The organism is Ancylobacter sp. (assembly GCF_965249975.1).
Taxonomy (GTDB): domain Bacteria; phylum Pseudomonadota; class Alphaproteobacteria; order Rhizobiales; family Xanthobacteraceae; genus Ancylobacter.
In genome coordinates, this window is sequence record NZ_CBDFNE010000004.1 from 677,418 (window position 1) to 691,200 (window position 13,783).

Here is a 13,783-nt window from a genome sequence, read left to right on the forward strand (position 1 = left end):
CGCTGGCGTTTGCGCGCCGGCGGCTTTTTTCTTCCGCGCCAGGGTGCGCTCGCCGGCGCCGCGGCGGCCAATGTCTTGCCAGCGTCAGGCTTAGCGATTAGCAACGCTTCGCCTGAGACAGAGGCTCGGGCCACAGGCGAATGCGAGGAAACCATGGCGACCCACAAGCTCCTGCTTCTTCCCGGCGACGGTATCGGCGTCGAAGTGATGGCCGAGGTGAAGCGGGTCATTGACTGGCTCGACCGGCGCGGCGTCGCCTCTTTCGCCATCGAGGAAGACCTCGTCGGCGGGGCCGCCTATGATTGCTGCGGCCAGCCGATTTCCGAGGAGGCGATGGCCAAGGCCTTCGCGGCGGACGCGATCCTGCTCGGCGCCGTGGGCGGCACCAAATGGGCGAATGTGCCCTATGAGGACCGGCCGGAGGCGGGCCTGCTGCGCCTGCGCAAGGACCTGCAGCTTTTCGCCAATCTGCGCCCCGCCGTCTGCTACCCCGCGCTCGCCGACGCCTCCAGCCTCAAGCGTGAGCTGATCGAGGGTCTCGACGTGCTCATCGTGCGCGAATTGACCGGCGGCGTCTATTTCGGCGAGCCCAAGACCATTACCGACCTCAGCGATGGCCAGAAGCGCGCCGTCGACACTCAGGTCTATGAATCCTACGAGATCGAGCGCATCGCCCGCGTCGCCTTCGAGCTCGCCCGCACCCGTCGCAACAAGGTGGTCTCCACCGAGAAGCACAATGTGATGAAGACCGGCCTGCTGTGGAAGCAGGTGGTGAGCGAGGTTCACGGCTCGGCTTATGAGGATGTCGAGCTGGAGCATCAGCTGGCGGATTCCTGCGGCATGCAGCTGGTGCGCGCCCCCAAGCAGTTCGACGTGATCGTTACCGACAATCTGTTCGGCGACATTCTCTCCGACGTGGCGGCGATGCTCACCGGTTCGCTCGGCATGCTGCCCTCCGCCTCGCTGGGCGGCGTCGAGGAGGTCTCCGGCCGTCGCCGCGCGCTTTATGAGCCCGTGCACGGCGCCGCGCCTGATATCGCTGGCAAGGGGCTTGCCAATCCGATCGCCATGATCGGCTCGCTCGCCATGGCGCTGCGCTATTCCTTCGGCGAACTGGAAGCCGCCGACCGCATCGAAGCGGCGATCGCCGGCGTGCTGGCGGGCGGCGTTCGCACGGCCGACATCTATTCCGAGGGCAAGACCCGGGTCGGCACGTCAGGCATGGGCGATGCCATCCTCGCCGAGCTCGACAAGGCCAACTGAGCCGCCGGACCCGCTCCGACCTTATGAAAAGCCCGGCCTGTGCCGGGCTTTTTGCTGTCCGGGCTTTTGTGTCGCGGCTCGGCCCATGAAAAAGCCCGGCGCGAGCCGGGCTTTGGTGTCGTCAGGCAGCGGCGCCGAAAAAACGGGGCGAATCAGTAGCCCGGCAGATCGAAGCGGCTCGGCAGCGGCCAGCGAATGCCGGTGATGCCACCATCATTGCCATACTGCGGGTACACCGACTGGGCGACGTAGATGTAGTTGAGGTCGCGCGCCGTGCCGGGCTTCACCACCGGGCCGGGATCGAGATAGGAGCGCGGCGGCAGCTTGCGGATGATGATGCGGTTGCTGTCCTGCGCCTGGGCAGGGGCCGTGGCGACGACGGCGGAGCCGGCGACAAGAGCGGCAAGGGCGAAAAGGGCGACACGCATCTCAACCTCCAGGAAACGGTCGCGTCGCGCGGCGCGGACGGTCTCGTTCGGTACAACATTGCCCGGAACTTATCGTTCCGTCGAGATGATGAAAGTCCTAATTGCGCCGATCGGCGATGAAATATGCCGCTTCCACGAGAAGTGTGGCCGCGCTGCCAAAGTCGGCAAGGGCCGCTTCCGCCTCGCTAACCAACCGCGCCAGCTCTGCCCGCGCGCCCTCAATGCCCAGCTTTCCGACCAATGTGGCCTTGCCGGCGGCGGCATCCTTGCCCACGGCCTTGCCCACCAGCCCCGCCTCGCCCTCGACATCGAGCAGGTCGTCGGCGATCTGGAAGGCGCGGCCGACCGCGCGGGCGTAGCGGTCGAGGCTGGCGCGCTCAGGCGGGCTGGCCCGCCCCAGCAGCGCCCCCGCTTCGCAGGCGTGGCGCAGCAGCGCGCCGGTCTTCATCGCCTGCAGCTCGATGATGGAATCCGCCGGCAGATCGAGCGGAACGCCGTGCGCCGCGCCTTCCGCGAACCGGCCTTCGGCGGCGAGGTCGAGCATCTGCCCGCCGATCATCCCTGCCACTCCCGCCGCGCGGGCCAGGCTGGCGACGAGGGCGAGACGCACCGCCGGATCAGCGTCGGTCGCGTCATCCGCGAGGATCTCGAAGGCGAGGGTCAGCAACCCGTCGCCCGCCAGAATCGCGGTGGCCTCGTCATAGGCGCGGTGAACGGTCGGCCGGCCGCGCCGCATATCGTCATTGTCCATGGCGGGCAGGTCGTCATGGACCAGCGAGTAGCAGTGGATGCACTCCAGCGCCGCCGCAGCCGGCATCGCCGCATGCGAGGGGACACCGAACAGAGCTGCCGATTCGATCACCAGGAAGGGGCGCAGCCTCTTGCCGCCAGCGAGGGTGGCGTGCCGCATCGCCGCCGACAGACGCGCGCCCGGCGCTCCGCTGCAGGCGATGGCGCCGTCGAGCCAGGCCGCGACGGAATCGGCGGTGGTGGCGAGTGCCACGGCGAGGGACGGGCGGTTTTCGCTGGCGGGCATCGGACCGAGGGATCGTTCAAGAGGGGTAATGCGTTGCGTGCCCGAGGCGGGCGGTGGGGTCAAGCGAGGCGATTGCCGCAGCCCGTCCCGGTCGACCGGCGGAAGCGGGGCGGCTACAGTGCCCGGGGCGGGGAGAACGCATGGGTCGGGTGTGGAGCTGGGTCTGGAAGATCGCACTCGTGGTGGTGGCGACCCCGCTCGTGCTTGGTCTTCTCTATAATGTGCTGCCCGCGCCCTCCACGCTGATGCTCGGCCGCTGGGTCACCGGCCAGCGTGTGGAACGGGTGTGGCTGCCTCTCGACGACATTTCGCCGACGCTCATCCGTTCCGTGCTGGCCTCGGAGGATGCGCGCTTCTGCTCCCATTCCGGCATCGACATGGTGGAATTGCAGGGGGTGATCGACGAATCGGACGGGCTCAACGCGCCGCGCGGGGCTTCCACCATCACCATGCAGCTCGCCAAGAACCTGTTCCTGTGGAACGGCCGCAGTGTCATCCGCAAGGGGTTGGAGCTGCCGCTAGCGCTTTATCTGAACGCGGTGATGACCAAGCATCGCCAGCTGGAGATCTACCTCAACATCGCCGAATGGGGGCCGGATGGGGAGTTCGGCGTCGAGGCCGGCGCGCAGCGGGCCTTCGGTCGCTCCGCCCGCGATCTGACCGTACGGCAGGCGGCGCTGCTCGCGGTCATGCTGCCCAATCCGCACAATCGCAACGCCGGCAAGCCGGGACGAGGGCTGAACCGGCTGGCGGGAAACCTGCAGGCGCGCATCCCGCGCGAGGGGCCGGAACTGACCTCCTGCCTGTGAGACGCACCGCGCGGGAAGCGTGCGACAGAATTGCGTCAGCCCCTTTCGCTCGCGCCCATGAGTCTGTATAAGCCGCCACTCGAATTACGCACCATCCGGCGCGGCCCTTCCGACTGGGCGTGAGCCAGGCCGGGACAGGAGAAGACCATGGCAGTTCCGAAGAAGAAAACCAGCCCGTCGCGTCGCGGCATGCGCCGTTCCGCCGATGCTCTCGCCAAGCCGACCTATATTGAGGACAAGGATTCGGGCGAGCTGCGCCGTCCGCACCACCTCGACCTGAAGACCGGCATGTACAAGGGCCGTCAGGTTCTGAAGGTCAAGGCTGAGGCCTGATCGCCCCGGACCCGTGCCGATCTGTCTGAAGCCGGCCCTCGGGCCGGCTTTCGCGTGTTCGGCCGGCATTTGCCCCGCGTGGCGGTAACGATCCAGAAGCGTTGGTGCCGTATCCTTGTAGGGTCGCCACTGCTATCGTGCCGGCCGCCCCCGTAAAGGGGTGAGCATCGGGCGCATCGAACGGAGAGCCAGTCGTGTCGCGTAAGTCTAGTCGCGGATCGCGCAGCGGCTTCGTTTGGATCGTGGCGCTGGCGCTGATCGCGCCTGTTCTGGCCGGCTGTGCCGCGCGCCCGGGGCCGGACGCGCTCTCCGTCATCGCCGATGAGGATGTCAGCATCAGCACCCACACGCTGCTGGTGGCCTCGGCCCGTGCGCGCGACGCGCGGCCCGGCGTGTTCTACAGCGGCGAGCGCACCCCGGAGCTGAGTTTCGCCAAGGTCCAGGTCAGCGTGCCGCCCACCCACAAGCCAGGCATGGTGGAGGCGCCGACCAAATCGCCGCCTAATCCCGCCACCGACATGGTGGTGCGGGAGGCGGTCTATCGCGAGACGCCGAAGGAATTCACCGCCGATCTCAAGAGCGAACTGGCGAAATACCCGGCCGGCAAGCGGCAGGCGGTGATCTTCGTCCACGGCTACAACACGCTGTTCTCCGAGGCGCTCTATCGCCTCACCCAGATGGCCGAGGATTCCAAGGCCACGGGCGTTCCGGTGCTGTTCACCTGGGCGTCGCGCGGCGAAGTCGCCGACTATGTCTATGACAATAACAGCGCCACGGCGGCCCGCGACCGGCTGGAAGAGACGATCCGCCTCGTCTTCGACAGCGGCGCCGATCAGGTGAGTATCGTCGCGCACTCCATGGGCAATTGGGTGACGGTGGAGGCGCTGCGGCAGATCCAAATTTCCGGCAAGCGCCTGCCGGTGGAGAAGATTGGCAACATTGTGCTGGCCGCGCCGGACATCGATGTCGACGTGTTCAAGAGCCAGCTCAAGCGCTTTGGCAAGCCGCCCAAGCCGTTCATCGTCATCGTGTCGAGCGACGACAAGGCGCTGGCCTTCTCCAACTTCATCGCTGGCGACAAGCCCCGTCTCGGTGCCTACACCCAGGATACCGAACTGGTCGAGCTGGGCGCCGTCGTCGTCGACATGTCGAAGGTGAAGTCGGTCGACGGTTATAACCACGCCAAGTTCGCCCAGCTGGCGGAGATGGCGCCGGAACTGCGCGGCCTGATCGCGCGCGCCGCGCAGGGACAAGCGACGCCACCGTCCAATCTCGAAGTCGAGGGAATCCGCTTCGTCGGGCTGGACCGTGTCCGCGCGGCGCAGGTGACCTCGGGGCTGCCCGTGGTGCAGGTGCCGGCGAATGGGGCGGTCACGGGCGATGCCGCCGTCGTCACTGCCAATTCCGTGGCGCAGCCCTGACCCACAGGCGCTGGCGCCGCATCCAGGTTTGCCACTGTCGGTGGTGCGGGAGGCCTCGCGCGTGACGTGAGGCGGCACCGCGCCAGCGCCGCCGGGCCGGCCGAGAACCGGCTCGGCCGTTTCCCCGGCGGATCAGTCCTTCTTGCCGCCGTCGCCGAGCTTGTCGAGCCGCTTCTGCATATCCGCCACCTGGCGGCGCAGCTCTTCGAAATCACCCGCCTGCGGAGCGGCAGGCGCTGCGGGCGCGGTGGGCGCCTCGTCGCGCCCGTTGGGCAGGAACATCTTGAAGGTGCGGTCGAACATTTCCATGTTGCGTCGCACCTGATCTTCCAGCATGCCGAAGCCGCCTATACCTCCCATGCCGCCAATGCCGAGCGTCTTGGTGAAGTGTTCCCGCAGGTTGTTCTGTTCCTTGCTGAAATTCTCGATCGACATGTCGAGATAGCGCGGCACCAGCATCTGCATGCTGTCGCCATAGAAGCGGATGATCTGGCGAAGGAAATTGATCGGCAGCAGGTTCTGGCCTTTGCCTTCCTGCTCGAAGATGATCTGGGTCAGCACGGAATGGGTGATGTCGTCGGAAGTCTTGGCGTCGTAGACGACGAAGTCTTCGCCGTTCTTGACCATCTGCGCGAGGTCTTCGAGCGTTACATAGGTGCTCGTGCCGGTATTGTAGAGGCGGCGGTTCGCGTATTTCTTGATGGTGACGGGTTCGGTGGATTTTGCCATTGTGATCCAGTCGCCTTGATCGTTTCCCATTGAAAACTCTAGGACGTTTCCCGTCGCCCGGCTACAGGAATTGTGGCGCCCTGTGGCGCGCGCGAAGGCAGGGTGCAGCGCACGCCTGACCTCACGTCAAGAATATCCGCCTGCCATTGACATGGATCACAGGTGGCCACCACGATGCTGTCACACCTAAATAACAAGGTGAGGCGCCGGCCGGGAGGCCGAGCCCGCATCCAGGAACGGTACCGGAGGACGTCATTCATGAAAGACGGCATCGTCATTGTCGGCGCCGCGCGCACGGCGGTAGGCGCGTTCAACGGCGCGCTCTCGTCGCTGCCCGCCCATGAGCTGGGCAAGATCGCCATCGCGGCCGCGCTGGAGCGCGCGGGCGTCGCGCCGGGCGAGGTGAGCGAGACCATCATGGGCCAGATCCTCACCGCCGGCGCGGGCCAGAACCCGGCGCGCCAGGCCTCGGTGGCGGCGGGCATCCCGGTGGAAAGCCCGGCCTGGGGCGTCAACCAGCTCTGCGGCTCGGGCCTGCGTGCCGTTGCCCTCGGCTATCAGGCGATCCTCAATGGCGACAGCGACATCGTCGTCGCCGGTGGTCAGGAATCGATGAGCCAGGCGCCGCACTGCGCGCATCTGCGCAACGGCACCAAGATGGGCAGCCTTGAGATGGTGGACACCATGATCAAGGACGGCCTGTGGGACGCCTTCAACGGCTACCACATGGGCACCACCGCCGAGAACGTCGCCCGCCAATGGCAGATCACCCGCGACGAGCAGGACAGCTTCGCCGTCCGTTCGCAGAACAAGGCTGAGGCGGCGCAGAAGGCGGGCCGGTTCAAGGACGAAATCGTCCCGGTGACCATTGCCTCGCGCAAGGGCGATATCGTCGTCGCCGATGACGAATACCCGCGCCATGGCGCTACCATCGAGACGATGGCCAAGCTGCGCCCCGCCTTCTCCAAGGATGGCACGGTCACCGCCGGCAATGCCTCCGGTATCAATGACGGCGCCGCCGCCGTGGTGCTGATGTCCGCCGCCCGGGCCGCGAGCGCGGGCAAGAAGCCGCTGGCGCGCATCGTCTCCTGGGCGCAGGCTGGCGTCGATCCCGCCATCATGGGGTCGGGCCCCATTCCCGCCTCCCGCCGCGCGCTGGAAAAGGCCGGCTGGAGCGCCGCCGATCTCGACCTGATCGAGGCCAATGAGGCTTTCGCGGCGCAGGCTTGCGCGGTGAACAAGGACCTCGGCTGGGACACCGACAAGGTGAACGTCAATGGCGGCGCCATCGCCATCGGCCACCCGATCGGCGCCTCGGGCGCCCGCATCCTCACCACGCTGCTCTATGAGATGGAGAAGCGCGACGCCAAGAAGGCACTCGCCACGCTGTGCATCGGCGGCGGCATGGGCATCGCCATGTGCCTTGAGCGCGACTGAGGCGGACGGTCGCGGCGGGCATCGGCCGTGACTCCAACCGAAACCGGCGGCAGGGCAGGTAACGCCTTGCCGCCGTCACAAATCGACGTACAACCGTCGCGAGTTCCCTTGGGAAAGGGACGCCAGAGGGGGGAGACATGGCGCGAGTTGCATTGGTCACAGGCGGAACGCGCGGAATCGGCGCGGCCATCGGCAAGGCCCTCAAGGCGGCGGGCTATACGGTCGCTGCCAATTATGCCGGCAATGACGCAGCGGCGGCAGCGTTTACGGCAGAAACCGGCATTGCGACCTTCAAGTGGGACGTGTCCGACTTCGAGGCCTGCAAGGCGGGCATTGCCGAGGTGGCGGAGAAGCTGGGTCCGGTCGAGGTGCTGGTGAACAATGCCGGCATCACCCGCGACGGCATGCTGCACAAGATGTCGCCGGAGAACTGGCACGCGGTGCTCAACACCAATCTGACCTCTGTGTTCAACATGTGCCGCAACGTGATCGAGGACATGCGCGAGCGCGGTTTCGGCCGCATCGTCAACATCTCCTCCATCAACGGCCAGAAGGGCCAGATGGGCCAGACCAATTATTCCGCCGCCAAGGCCGGCGAAATCGGCTTTACCAAGGCGCTGGCGCAGGAAGTCGCGCGCAAGGGCATCACTGTGAACGCCATCTGCCCCGGCTATATCGCCACCGAGATGGTAAGCGCCATGCCCCCGGACGTGCTGGCGAAGGTCGTCGCCAACATTCCTGTCGGCCGGCTCGGCCAGGCGGAGGAAATCGCCCGCTGCGTGGTGTTCCTCGCCGCCGACGAGGCGGGCTTCATCACCGGCTCGACCCTCTCCGCCAATGGCGGGCAACTGCTCAGCTGAACCGAATGCCGCCCGCCGTGACGGCGGGCGGCATAAGGCCCTTTAGCGGGTTTCGGTCTTGAGCACCTTGCCCGTCGCGGGATCGATGTCGATCTCGATCTTGCGCTGGGCAGCGTTCATCCCTTCCACTTCCCACTTGCCATCATCCAGCTCGATCTTGGTGACGTGCGCCACGCCATTGTCGCGGGCGATACGCAGGGCCTCCTCGATGCCGGTGGTCGGAGCCGGCGTCTGGGCAAACGCCGGCACGGCGAAGAGCGCGGCAAGGGTGAGGGCAGGGAGAAGGGAACGACCAACGATCATCAGGGGGAACTCCTCGGAACATAGGTGACGTTTGGTAATCGGGCCCCGGGCCGCAGGTTCCCGTGCGCGGCGCGATTCCCGGTCGGCGGCAGGCCGAAAACGCCCCTTGGCGTGCGCGGCCGCGCCGGTCATAAGGAACACCCGTACAGGTGTTTCCATGCCCTCTTCTGCTCCCTCCGCTCCCGCCCGCCCTCTCTCCCGCCAGATGGCCACACTGATTGGCTTCAGCGCCATTCTCTTGTGGTCGACGCTGGCGCTGACGACCTCGTCCACCGGTGCGGTGCCGCCCTTCCTGCTGACCGCCCTCACTTTCGCCATTGGCGGGATGGTCGGTCTGGTCACGGCGGTGGCGCGCGGCGTCGGCCTCGGCGTGCTGCGCCAACCCTGGCCGGTGTGGCTGCACGGCGTGGGTGGCCTGTTCGGCTATCATTTCTTCTATTTCTCGGCGTTAAAGCTGGCGCCGCCGGCCGAGGCGGGGCTCATCGCCTATCTCTGGCCGTTGCTCATCGTGTTGATGTCCGCCTTCCTGCCGGGGGAGAGGCTGCGGCCGGCGCACATTATCGGCGCGTTGATGGGGCTGGCCGGCACGGTGGTGCTGCTCGGCGCCCGGGCGGGCGGCTTCGGCTTCGCGCCGGAATATGTGCCGGGCTATCTCGCCGCCGCGCTGTGCGCGGTGATCTGGTCGGTCTATTCCGTCGCCTCGCGCCGCTTCGCCAGCGTGCCGACCGAGGTGGTGGCCGGGTTCTGCCTCGCCACCGCCGCGCTCTCTGCGCTCTGCCATGCGCTGTTCGAGCCGTCCGTCTGGCCGGCGGGGGCAGGGGAGTGGCTGGCGGTGGTGGCGCTCGGCATCGGCCCGGTCGGGATCGCCTTCTACACCTGGGACATCGGCATGAAGCGCGGCGACATACGCCTTCTCGGCGTCATGTCCTATGCGGCGCCGGTGCTCTCCACCCTGCTGCTGGTGCTGGCGGGCTTTGCCGCGCTGAGCTGGTCGCTGGGCGTGGCCTGCGCGCTCATCGTCGGCGGCGCGGCGGTGGCGACGCTGCTGGCGCGGCGCTGATCCCGGCTCAGCCCGGCGACCAGCCGGGCGCGGCCAGTTCGAAGCCGGCGAAATGGAAGCCAGGCGCCACGGTGCAGCCAACCAGCGTCCAGTCGCCGAGGCTGCGGGCGGATTGCCAGGCGGCGCGTGGGACGATGCGCTGCGGCTCCTCGCCCGCATCAATGCCCGGGCCGAGCCGATGCGGCACCACTGGCCCGGCATCGCCCGGCGCGATGGAGAGTTCCAGCGCCGCGCCGGCATGCCAGTGCCATACCTCCACCGCATCCACCCGGTGCCAGTGCGACACTTCACCGGCCGCCAGCAGGAAATAGATGGCGGTGGAGGCCGAACGCCCGTCCGGCGTCAGCTGGGGATCGCGGAAGGTCTCGCGGTAATGCCCGCCCTCCGGGTGGGGGACAAGGCCGAGATGGGCGACAATGTCGGCGGCGGAAAGCCCGTTCAGCCGCATCGCTCAGCCCCGGAAGCTGTTCTTCAGGCTGCGCAGCTCGGTGAACACCGCCCCCGGCTCGGCGCCGGGCAGGCCGATGCGAGCGGCGAGTTCGGGATCGTCGGCGCGCATGAAGGGATTGGTCGCCTTCTCCGCGCCGATGCTGGTCGGCAGGGTCGGCGTGCCGGCGGCGCGCTGCGCCTCGATTTCCTTGAGCCGCGCGGCGATGGCGGCGTTGCCGGGGTCGACGCTCAGCGCGAAGCGGGCATTGGCGAGGGTGTATTCATGCCCACAATAGACCGCGATGTCGTCCGGCAGGGTGCGCAGCCGGGCGAGCGATTCCCACAACACCGGCGGATCGCACTCAAACGGGCGGCCGCAGCCCATGACGAACAGCGTGTCGCCGGAGAACAGCAGGCGCTCCTCCTCGAACAGGAAGACGATGTGCCCCTTGGTGTGGCCCGGCGTCTCCATCACCCGTCCGACCAGCCCGCCGACGGCGACGGGATCGCCGTCGACCACGGCGAAGTCGAGGCCGGGAATCGCATCGCGCTCTTTGCGCGGGCCGATCACCGTCGCGCCGAAGCGCTCTTTCAGCGCCTCGACGCCGGCGATGTGATCGGTGTGGTGGTGGGTGACGAGAATATGGGTGAGCGTCCAGTCCTCGCGTTCCAGCGCGGCCAGCACGGGAGCCACCTCCGGCACGTCGATGACGGCGGTGGCTTCGGTCACGGGGTCGCGCAGCAGCACCGCGTAATTGTCGGCGAGGCAGGGGATGAGCCGCAGTTCGGCAGGCATGATCACCTCGAAGATGGGCGCTCGGGGAATGGCGGGGCGCGAAGCCGCCGCCGGCAGTCTAGCAGGCGCAGATGGCGCGTCAGCGGCATTCCTGGGCGGCGCGGTCGATGGCCGCCGAGATGCCGCTGAGCGAATAGGTGTCGGTGGTGACGTTGCCGCGCACCGATGTGCTCTTCACCACCACGTCCTTGCCCTTGCGCAGTGCATCCACCAACCGCGCCTCTTCCGCGACGTTGCGCACCCAGGCGCCGGTGCCGCGGGTGTAGAGGTCGAAATTATTGGTGCCGATGGTCAGTGTGGCGTCGGTGCCTTCCTTGAGCGCGAAGCCCATGACCACGCTGACCTCGCCCTTCACATTCTCGGCGGTGCGGGTGGAGATGAAGAAATAGGCGGGATCGCGCTTCAGCCCCGCCGGCATGCGGGTCTTGGGCTGGGAGAGCGCGTAGCAGATCTTGCCGCTGCCGCTGGTGTCGAGATAGACGCCCCAATCCCCGGACTGGGTGACGAGCTTTGGCGCACCCTGGGCACTGGCGCCGCCGATGCCGATCAATGCCATTGCCAGGCCGGCGAGTGCGGCGCGCACGGTGCGTCGTGCCATGGTCTGCATCCTCCGTATCCTAAAAGGCCGCCAGCGGCGGCTCCGCGTGATTCTCCGTCTCAGCGGCTCAGGGATATCCGCGCTGTTGGCGGCTGTGAACCCTTGGAACCCCGATCGGACGGCTTTGCTGATCAATTGGCGAAAGGGCGGCGGCGAATTGATGGCAGGAGCGGCGCCCGCGGCAAAGATAGCTGCCGGCCGCGTCGCGGCAGGCCTCAACGGGCGCGCAGCCGTGCCAGGGCGCTCTTGGCCGCCGCACGGTGATCGGCGCCGATATGGCTGGCGAGCAGATTGAGCGCGGTCGCCAGCACCGCCGCGTCGTCGGTGAAACCGAGGCCGACAAACACATCCGGCACCGCATCGGTCGGGAGCAGGAAATAGGCGAGCGCGCCGAACAGCAGTGCTCGCACTCGCGTCGGCGTCTGAGTGTCCAAGGCGCAATAATAAGCGGCGGCTGCGTCCTCGGCGAAGGGGATGCGCGAAAGCGCGCCCGCGAGCTTCGGCCAGAAGCCCGCGCGCACCCGGGCCTCGTCCGCCGCGCTGGCGCCGGCAAGTCCCTCGCGTTCGGTGCCTAGCGGATCGGCATCGAGAAGGTCGGCGTCAAGGGCAGGGTCGGCTCTTTGGCTCATCTCGGTCTCCGGACGACCCATGGCTGGGCCAGCAACCAAGACATGGTTGCCGGCTTTGCCTTTCGCAACGGGCGCGCCGTCACATCAGCGGATAGGCGGCTTCGACCCGATAGGGTCCGCCGCCGACGGAATCGCGCGAGGAATAGAGCACGAAGCGCGAGACCTCGAAGGTGCTGCTGCGGAAATAGCCGCGCAAGGCGAGATAATCCGCCACCTGCCGGGGCGCGGCGTCACGCAGCCGGGCGAGGGTGACATGCGGGCGGAAATTGCGCCCTTCCGGCGGCAGGCCGATGCGCTTCATCGCCCGCTCGTGCTCGGCCTGAAGCTCGTTCAGCGCCGGGTTGGCCTGCACGCCGGCGAAGATCGAGTGGGGCTTGTGATTGCCGAACTGGTCGACGCCCGACAAAGTGAGATCGAAGCCGAAGCGTTCGATCTCATCCAGCGCGGCGGCGGCATCGCGGGCGACCACATGGTCGACATCGCCGATGAAGCGCAGCGTGACGTGGTAATATTCCGGGCTGATCCAACGTGCGCCGGGAAGACCGCCGCGCAGCATCGACAGGTGTTCGGCGATGTCGGCCGGAATTTCGAGGGCGGTGAAGAGCCGCGGCATGACCCCCTCCTGGTGGTTTCGGCAGGGAACCCGCCATCCATTGAGACGGATTCGTAACCCGAGGAAAAGCTAAAATTGCGACAGGCAAAACACGGGCCGCCGGAGTCGCCCGCTGCGGCTGACGTGGGCGCCCGGAGCCGATATGGTGAGGCATGATGAGCGAATCGACCGACGACGCCGACCTTTTCACTGCGGCTGATGAGGCGCCGAAGTCTCTCAGCTTCGCCAGCATCCAGTCGCTCTACCGTTACCCCGTGAAGGGGCTGACGCCGGAGCGGCTCGACCTGGTCGAGCTTGAGGCGGGCGGGTACTTTCCCGGCGATCGGCTCTACGCCATCGAGAACGGCCCTTCCGGCTTCATCCCGGAGGCGCCGGCCTTTCAGCCCAAGATCAAGTTCCTGATGCTCATGCGCAATGAGCGGCTCGCCGCGCTCGAGGCCCGCTATGACGACGCGGCGGCGGAACTGGTCATCCGCCTCGACGGCGACGAGGTGGTGCGCGGCCGGCTCGACACGGCGGAAGGGCGGGAGGCGATAGAGGCGTTCTTCCAGCGCTATTCGCGCTACGAGTTGCGCGGGGCGCCGCGCGTGCTGGCGGCGCCGCCGGCCTTCCGCTTCGTCGACACGACCGAGGGCTATGTCTCGCTGATCAATCTGGCGAGCTGCCGGGCGCTGGGCGAGATCATCGGCCGGCCGGTGGACCCGCTCCGCTTCCGCGGCAATCTCTATCTCGACGGCATGGAGCCGTGGGAGGAGTTTGACCTCGTCGGCCACACCATCGAAGTCGGCAGCCAGGTGCGGCTCAAGATCACCCAGCGCATTTTCCGCTGCGCCGCGACCAATGTCGACCCGGCGACGGCCAAGCGCGACATGGACGTGCCGGGAACGCTGATGAGGACCTTTGGCCATACCGATTGCGGCATCTTCGCCGAGATCAAGCAGGGTGGGCTCATCGCCGAGGGCGATTCCGTCCGGATCACCGTCTGAACGCCTCTCGGCGCCGCAAAAACCACCTCCCACAACGAAAAAGGCCCGGCGCA

General features: G+C 67.2%; 17 protein-coding genes. 8 read left to right on the forward strand and 9 right to left on the reverse strand.

All coding sequences use genetic code 11. The features are described from left to right. Positions 1-153: 153 nt before the first annotated feature. Positions 154-1,263: a 3-isopropylmalate dehydrogenase gene (gene leuB, locus ACP2AH_RS07745; protein ID WP_425105264.1), complete on the forward strand. Its 1,110-nt coding sequence runs from the start codon at positions 154-156 to the stop codon at positions 1,261-1,263. Positions 1,264-1,415: 152 nt separating this feature from the next. Here the strand turns inward: leuB and ACP2AH_RS07750 are convergent, their stop codons facing one another. Together ACP2AH_RS07750 and ACP2AH_RS07755 are read right to left on the reverse strand one after the other, a co-directional pair. Next, the gene (locus tag ACP2AH_RS07750; RefSeq protein ID WP_244375160.1) at positions 1,416-1,691 is read right to left on the reverse strand and encodes a hypothetical protein; all 276 of its coding nucleotides are present in this window, start codon (positions 1,689-1,691) and stop codon (positions 1,416-1,418) included. A 97-nt stretch (positions 1,692-1,788) separates the two neighbouring features. Beyond that, a complete protein-coding gene (locus ACP2AH_RS07755) occupies positions 1,789-2,727 on the reverse strand; it encodes a polyprenyl synthetase family protein (protein WP_425105265.1) in 939 nt (312 codons plus the stop codon). A 140-nt stretch (positions 2,728-2,867) separates the two neighbouring features. Here ACP2AH_RS07755 and ACP2AH_RS07760 point away from each other — a divergent pair, with 140 nt between their 5' ends. The 3 genes from ACP2AH_RS07760 (at position 2,868) to ACP2AH_RS07770 (ending at position 5,290) form a co-directional block, all read left to right on the forward strand. After that, a complete protein-coding gene (locus tag ACP2AH_RS07760) occupies positions 2,868-3,536 on the forward strand; it encodes a biosynthetic peptidoglycan transglycosylase (RefSeq protein WP_425105266.1) in 669 nt (222 codons plus the stop codon). 147 nt (positions 3,537-3,683) lie between these two features. Further along, complete coding sequence (gene rpmF / locus ACP2AH_RS07765; RefSeq protein WP_018387408.1) at positions 3,684-3,869, forward strand: 50S ribosomal protein L32; 186 nt, start codon at positions 3,684-3,686, stop codon at positions 3,867-3,869. Positions 3,870-4,063: 194 nt separating this feature from the next. Then, a complete protein-coding gene (locus tag ACP2AH_RS07770; protein ID WP_425105267.1) occupies positions 4,064-5,290 on the forward strand; it encodes an alpha/beta hydrolase in 1,227 nt (408 codons plus the stop codon). A 132-nt stretch (positions 5,291-5,422) separates the two neighbouring features. Here the strand turns inward: ACP2AH_RS07770 and phaR are convergent, their stop codons facing one another. Continuing rightward, on the reverse strand, positions 5,423-6,019 hold the full coding sequence (phaR, locus tag ACP2AH_RS07775; RefSeq protein WP_425105374.1) for a polyhydroxyalkanoate synthesis repressor PhaR: 597 nt from the start codon (positions 6,017-6,019) through the stop codon (positions 5,423-5,425). Positions 6,020-6,277: 258 nt separating this feature from the next. Here phaR and ACP2AH_RS07780 point away from each other — a divergent pair, with 258 nt between their 5' ends. Both ACP2AH_RS07780 and phbB read left to right on the forward strand, forming a co-directional pair. Beyond that, positions 6,278-7,456 carry an acetyl-CoA C-acetyltransferase gene (locus ACP2AH_RS07780; RefSeq protein WP_425105268.1) on the forward strand — a complete coding sequence of 393 codons (1,179 nt, stop codon included), beginning with the start codon at positions 6,278-6,280 and terminating at the stop codon, positions 7,454-7,456. Between the two features lie 137 nt (positions 7,457-7,593). Continuing rightward, the gene (gene phbB / locus ACP2AH_RS07785; protein ID WP_425105269.1) at positions 7,594-8,316 is read left to right on the forward strand and encodes an acetoacetyl-CoA reductase; all 723 of its coding nucleotides are present in this window, start codon (positions 7,594-7,596) and stop codon (positions 8,314-8,316) included. A 42-nt stretch (positions 8,317-8,358) separates the two neighbouring features. Here the strand turns inward: phbB and ACP2AH_RS07790 are convergent, their stop codons facing one another. After that, positions 8,359-8,778 (reverse strand): PepSY domain-containing protein, encoded by a 420-nt coding sequence (locus ACP2AH_RS07790; protein ID WP_425105270.1) that lies wholly within the window; start codon positions 8,776-8,778, stop codon positions 8,359-8,361. Here ACP2AH_RS07790 and ACP2AH_RS07795 point away from each other — a divergent pair. After that, positions 8,777-9,679, forward strand: coding sequence for a DMT family transporter (locus tag ACP2AH_RS07795; RefSeq protein WP_425105271.1), 903 nt, complete (start codon positions 8,777-8,779; stop codon positions 9,677-9,679). The genes ACP2AH_RS07790 and ACP2AH_RS07795 overlap by 2 nt on opposite strands. Positions 9,680-9,686: 7 nt before the next feature. Here ACP2AH_RS07795 and ACP2AH_RS07800 read toward each other — a convergent pair whose 3' ends face one another. The 5 genes from ACP2AH_RS07800 to thpR form a co-directional block, all read right to left on the reverse strand. Further along, a complete protein-coding gene (locus ACP2AH_RS07800; protein ID WP_425105272.1) occupies positions 9,687-10,127 on the reverse strand; it encodes a cupin domain-containing protein in 441 nt (146 codons plus the stop codon). Between the two features lie 3 nt (positions 10,128-10,130). Then, positions 10,131-10,904, reverse strand: a complete 774-nt coding sequence (gene gloB / locus ACP2AH_RS07805; protein ID WP_425105273.1) for a hydroxyacylglutathione hydrolase — start codon at positions 10,902-10,904, stop codon at positions 10,131-10,133. Positions 10,905-10,983: 79 nt separating this feature from the next. Beyond that, positions 10,984-11,502 (reverse strand): invasion associated locus B family protein, encoded by a 519-nt coding sequence (locus ACP2AH_RS07810; protein WP_421699934.1) that lies wholly within the window; start codon positions 11,500-11,502, stop codon positions 10,984-10,986. A 215-nt stretch (positions 11,503-11,717) separates the two neighbouring features. Next, positions 11,718-12,131 (reverse strand): YkvA family protein, encoded by a 414-nt coding sequence (locus ACP2AH_RS07815; protein ID WP_425105274.1) that lies wholly within the window; start codon positions 12,129-12,131, stop codon positions 11,718-11,720. A 79-nt stretch (positions 12,132-12,210) separates the two neighbouring features. Then, complete coding sequence (thpR, locus tag ACP2AH_RS07820) at positions 12,211-12,744, reverse strand: RNA 2',3'-cyclic phosphodiesterase (RefSeq protein ID WP_244375172.1); 534 nt, start codon at positions 12,742-12,744, stop codon at positions 12,211-12,213. A gap of 152 nt (positions 12,745-12,896) precedes the next feature. On the opposite strand from thpR, the gene ACP2AH_RS07825 reads away from it, so the two are divergent. Further along, complete coding sequence (locus ACP2AH_RS07825; RefSeq protein ID WP_425105275.1) at positions 12,897-13,730, forward strand: MOSC domain-containing protein; 834 nt, start codon at positions 12,897-12,899, stop codon at positions 13,728-13,730. Positions 13,731-13,783 lie beyond the last annotated feature (53 nt).

Coding starts and splice junctions, on each gene's coding strand:
- ACP2AH_RS07810 (WP_421699934.1), bottom strand. CDS start 11,502: ATGGCACGACGCACCGTGCGCGCCGCACTCGCCGGCCTGGCAATGGCA.
- ACP2AH_RS07760 (WP_425105266.1), top strand. CDS start 2,868: ATGGGTCGGGTGTGGAGCTGGGTCTGGAAGATCGCACTCGTGGTGGTG.
- thpR (WP_244375172.1), bottom strand. CDS start 12,744: ATGCCGCGGCTCTTCACCGCCCTCGAAATTCCGGCCGACATCGCCGAA.
- ACP2AH_RS07800 (WP_425105272.1), bottom strand. CDS start 10,127: ATGCGGCTGAACGGGCTTTCCGCCGCCGACATTGTCGCCCATCTCGGC.
- ACP2AH_RS07755 (WP_425105265.1), bottom strand. CDS start 2,727: ATGCCCGCCAGCGAAAACCGCCCGTCCCTCGCCGTGGCACTCGCCACC.
- ACP2AH_RS07795 (WP_425105271.1), top strand. CDS start 8,777: ATGCCCTCTTCTGCTCCCTCCGCTCCCGCCCGCCCTCTCTCCCGCCAG.
- ACP2AH_RS07790 (WP_425105270.1), bottom strand. CDS start 8,778: ATGGAAACACCTGTACGGGTGTTCCTTATGACCGGCGCGGCCGCGCAC.
- ACP2AH_RS07815 (WP_425105274.1), bottom strand. CDS start 12,131: ATGAGCCAAAGAGCCGACCCTGCCCTTGACGCCGACCTTCTCGATGCC.
- rpmF (WP_018387408.1), top strand. CDS start 3,684: ATGGCAGTTCCGAAGAAGAAAACCAGCCCGTCGCGTCGCGGCATGCGC.
- leuB (WP_425105264.1), top strand. CDS start 154: ATGGCGACCCACAAGCTCCTGCTTCTTCCCGGCGACGGTATCGGCGTC.
- gloB (WP_425105273.1), bottom strand. CDS start 10,904: ATGCCTGCCGAACTGCGGCTCATCCCCTGCCTCGCCGACAATTACGCG.
- ACP2AH_RS07750 (WP_244375160.1), bottom strand. CDS start 1,691: ATGCGTGTCGCCCTTTTCGCCCTTGCCGCTCTTGTCGCCGGCTCCGCC.
- phbB (WP_425105269.1), top strand. CDS start 7,594: ATGGCGCGAGTTGCATTGGTCACAGGCGGAACGCGCGGAATCGGCGCG.
- ACP2AH_RS07780 (WP_425105268.1), top strand. CDS start 6,278: ATGAAAGACGGCATCGTCATTGTCGGCGCCGCGCGCACGGCGGTAGGC.
- phaR (WP_425105374.1), bottom strand. CDS start 6,019: ATGGCAAAATCCACCGAACCCGTCACCATCAAGAAATACGCGAACCGC.
- ACP2AH_RS07825 (WP_425105275.1), top strand. CDS start 12,897: ATGATGAGCGAATCGACCGACGACGCCGACCTTTTCACTGCGGCTGAT.